This is a genomic window from Sphingobium sp., from assembly GCF_035511395.1.
GTDB lineage: Bacteria > Pseudomonadota > Alphaproteobacteria > Sphingomonadales > Sphingomonadaceae > Sphingobium.
Genome location: NZ_DATKFP010000341.1, coordinates 1 through 3544 on the forward strand (window position 1 = coordinate 1; position 3544 = coordinate 3544).

Annotated in this window: 4 protein-coding genes; all 4 read left to right on the top strand. The window is 61.8% G+C overall.

Annotated features, from left to right (window positions below; genetic code table 11):
• Window positions 1–299, top strand: a 299-nt coding sequence (locus VMR39_RS23415) for a tripartite tricarboxylate transporter substrate-binding protein (protein ID WP_325419706.1), incomplete at its 5' end; no start/stop codon positions are given.
• Between the two features lie 141 nt (window positions 300–440).
• Complete coding sequence (locus tag VMR39_RS23420; protein ID WP_174077917.1) at window positions 441–1499, top strand: 3-keto-5-aminohexanoate cleavage protein; 1059 nt, start codon at window positions 441–443, stop codon at window positions 1497–1499.
• A 132-nt stretch (window positions 1500–1631) separates the two neighbouring features.
• Entirely contained in the window at window positions 1632–2480 is an 849-nt protein-coding gene (locus tag VMR39_RS23425) for a TauD/TfdA dioxygenase family protein (RefSeq protein ID WP_325419711.1), read from the top strand.
• A 115-nt stretch (window positions 2481–2595) separates the two neighbouring features.
• Window positions 2596–3544 (top strand): quinone oxidoreductase (locus VMR39_RS23430; protein WP_325419713.1); only part of this gene is annotated, 949 nt, incomplete at its 3' end.

Sequence of the window (3544 nt, forward strand, 5' to 3'; positions counted from 1 at the left end):
CTCGTGCATCGGCATTGCCGAATGTGCCCACATTCAAGGAACTGGGCTATCCGCAGCTTGCAGATACTAATGGCTGGATGGGCGTTTGGGCGAATCCCGCTGCGCCAGCCGAAGCGCAGCAAGCGATTCGTGATGCCTCGCTGAAATTCTTCGCGCAGCCGGATACCCAGAAAAAGCTGCGTGAAATGGGCATGGAGCCTGGAAGCAGTGACACGCCCGAGCAGCTGACAGCCGGCCTGAAGGAGGCGTACAGGAAGCAGGCAGAACTCCTGAAGTCCATCAACTATCAGCCTGAATAAAAACCACCCGCGCTATTCACGGCAAGCATCATAAAAATACCGACGAAGATTGAGATTTAATCGCGGCAATGCATGCCATTGCCACGACAACCCTGCGCAAGCGAAATCTTTGATTTCATTATTTCCAATAGGAGACACATAATGAACTTTCTGGACGGACACCTGTATCCCGAGAACCAGCAACCCCTGGTGATTACCGCTGCACCATATGCACCGGGTTACTTGCCTTCAGACTTCCCTGAGGACATCCCTGTCTCCATGGAGGCACAGATCCAAAAGGCTGTCGATTGTTATAACGCGGGCGCGACCGTGCTGCACCTGCATGTGCGCGAACCGGATGGCAAGGGCAGCAAGCGCCTGTCCAAGTTCAACGAACTGATTGCCGGCGTGCGCAAGGCCGTGCCCGAGATGATTATCCAGGTGGGGGGCTCTATCAGTTTTGCCCCGGAAGGCGAAGGCGAAGCCGCCAAATGGCTGAGCGACGACACCCGCCACATGCTGGCCGAACTGGATCCCAAACCAGACCAGGTAACCGTTACCGTCAACACGACCTTGATGAACGTTACCGAGCACGCGGAAGACGCAGACTACGCGGGCCTTTCGCGCGGGCTTCCGGCCTACTACAACGCATACAAGGAGATGATCGTTCCCTCTGGCCCGGGTTGGGTCGAGGAGCATATTCGCCGTCTGAGCAAGGCAGGCATCCAGAGTGCCTTCCAATGCTACAACATCAACAGCTTCGATACGGTGGAGCGGCTGATGCGCCGCGGCATCTACAAGGGCCCGCTAGTCATGAATTGGGTGGCGCTCAGCGGCGGCTTTGACAAGCCCAGTATCTATAGCCTCGCCAATATCGTTCGCGATGTGCCAGATGGCGCGATGCTGACCGTGGAAAGCAACCAGCGCAACGTGCTGCCGGTGAACATGATGGGTATCGCGATGGGCCTGCATGTGCGCTGCGGCATTGAAGACGGTATCTGGAACCAGCAGCGCAACGGCAAGGCTAGCAGTGTGTCCCAGATCGAGCAACTGGTACGTATCTCGCGCGAGTTCGGCCGTCCTGTTGCAAGTGCCAGGGAGGCACGCGAGATCTGCAAGATCGGCGTGTTCTATGACACCGTCGAGGAAACCCTGGCAGCCAACGGCTTTGCCCCCAATCGTAAGGGCGGAACCCAGGGGTATCTGCGCAAGACGGCCTGAGCGCCAAACTCATCATCCGGTTCCCGGCTGCATCATTTCGGCCTCGATGAGGCGAACGAAATGTGAAATCGGCCTGTGCGGGCGTCCACGCATGCTCGCGCACCAGGCTTTCACTCTCAAAGGAGAATGGCTATGCAGGTCGAACGATTGACTTGTTCCATCGGCGCCGAGGTGTCAGGCGTCAATCTCGGTGATGCATCGCGCGACGCGACGTTGTTCGCCGAGATCAAGGCGTTGCTGCTCGCGCACAAGGTTCTGTTCCTGCGGGACCAGGACATTACGCGCGCCGAGCACGTTGCCTTCGCGCGCCGATTCGGCCAGCTTGAGGACCACCCGATCGTCGGCAGCGATCCGGAGCATCCGGGCCTCGTGCAGATCTACAAGTCGCCGGACCAGCCGCTCGACCGCCGCGAGAATTCGTGGCACACCGACGCGACATGGCGCGTGGCGCCGCCAATGGGCGCGGTGCTGCGCTGCGTCGAGTGCCCGGACGTTGGCGGCGACACGATGTGGGTGAACATGGCACTCGCGTATGAGCAATTGCCGCAACGCGTGAAGGACGATATCGCTGATCTGCACGCGAGCCACAGCATCCAGTCGAGCTTCGGCGCTTCGATGCCGATCGAAAAACGCCTGGCGCTGAAGGCACAGTACCCGGACGCCGAGCATCCGGTGGTGCGCACGCATCCGGAGACGGGTGAGAAGGTGTTGTTCGTCAACAGCTTCACGACGCATTTTGTCAATTTCAAGACGCCCGCGCGCGTGCGTGTCGGGCAGGACGGCAACCCGGGCTCCGGCCAGTTGCTCGCCTATCTGATCAGCCAGGCCAATATCCCCGAATACCAGGTCCGCTTCCGCTGGAAGAAGAACAGCGTCGCGATCTGGGACAACCGCTGCACCCAGCACTACGCAGTCATGGATTATCCGCCCTGCGTCCGGAAGATGGACCGGGCGGCGATCGTCGGCGACCGGCCGTTCTGAACCCGGGTCTTTCGCCGGAACAGCGTGGGCGCTCCGCGCGCACACATCGGCACCCGTTGATATCGACAGACGGTGGCGTCGCGCCGTCCAGACAAGCGAACAGGAAACGAAACAGATGGCACATGCGATCAGGATTCACCAAACAGGCGGCCCCGAGGTGATGCGCTGGGAGGAAGTGGCCGTCGGGCAGCCCGGTCCGGGCGAGGTGCGGCTGAGCCACGTGGCAGTCGGCCTCAATTTCGCGGACACGTATTTCCGCTCGGGCCTCTACCCGATGCCGCTGCCAGGCGGCATGGGCGTCGAGGCGGCGGGCATCGTGGAAGCGGTCGGATCGGGCGTGACGAACGTTGCGCCCGGCGATCGCGTGACCTATACCGGCTTTCTGAACACGCTCGGCGCGTATAGCACCGAGCGCCTGATTCCGGCTGCACCGCTGATCAAGCTACCCGACGGCATCGATTGCGAAACCGCCGCGGCGATGACGATGCGCGGCCTGACGTCGGCATACCTGCTGCGCCGCATCTGGCCGTTGCAGGCGGGTGAGACGATTCTCGTGCATGCCGCGGCGGGCGGCGTCGGGCTGATTCTCTGCCAGTGGGCCAGGTTGCTTGGACTCACCGTCATTGGCACCGTGTCGACGGAGGAAAAGGCCGCAGTCGCGCGCGCGCACGGCTGCGACCACATCGTCTACTACACGCGCGAGGACGTCGCGAAGCGCGTGCGCGAGCTGACGAACGGCGTCGGCGTGTCCGTCGTCTACGACAGCGTTGGGAAGGACACCTTCGATGCCTCGCTCGATTCGCTGAAGCGCCGCGGGCTGCTCGTCTGCGTCGGCACCGCGTCGGGCAAGATCGCGCCGTTCGATCCGGCGATTCTCGCGAAGAAGGGCTCGGTGTACGTGACACGCTCGGCGCTCGCCGACTACATCGCCGATCCCGAGGAAAAGGCCGCGCTCGCGGCAGAGGTCTTCGGCCATGTCGCCGCAGGGCGCATCCGGATCGGTATCAAACAGCGCTACGCGCTGGAGGACGCAGTGCAGGCGCACCGCGATCTCGAGTCGCGCA

Excerpts from the sequence above, each read along its gene's own strand:
- VMR39_RS23425 (WP_325419711.1), top strand. The coding sequence starts at position 1,632 with ATGCAGGTCGAACGATTGACTTGTTCCATCGGCGCCGAGGTGTCAGGC.
- VMR39_RS23420 (WP_174077917.1), top strand. The coding sequence starts at position 441 with ATGAACTTTCTGGACGGACACCTGTATCCCGAGAACCAGCAACCCCTG.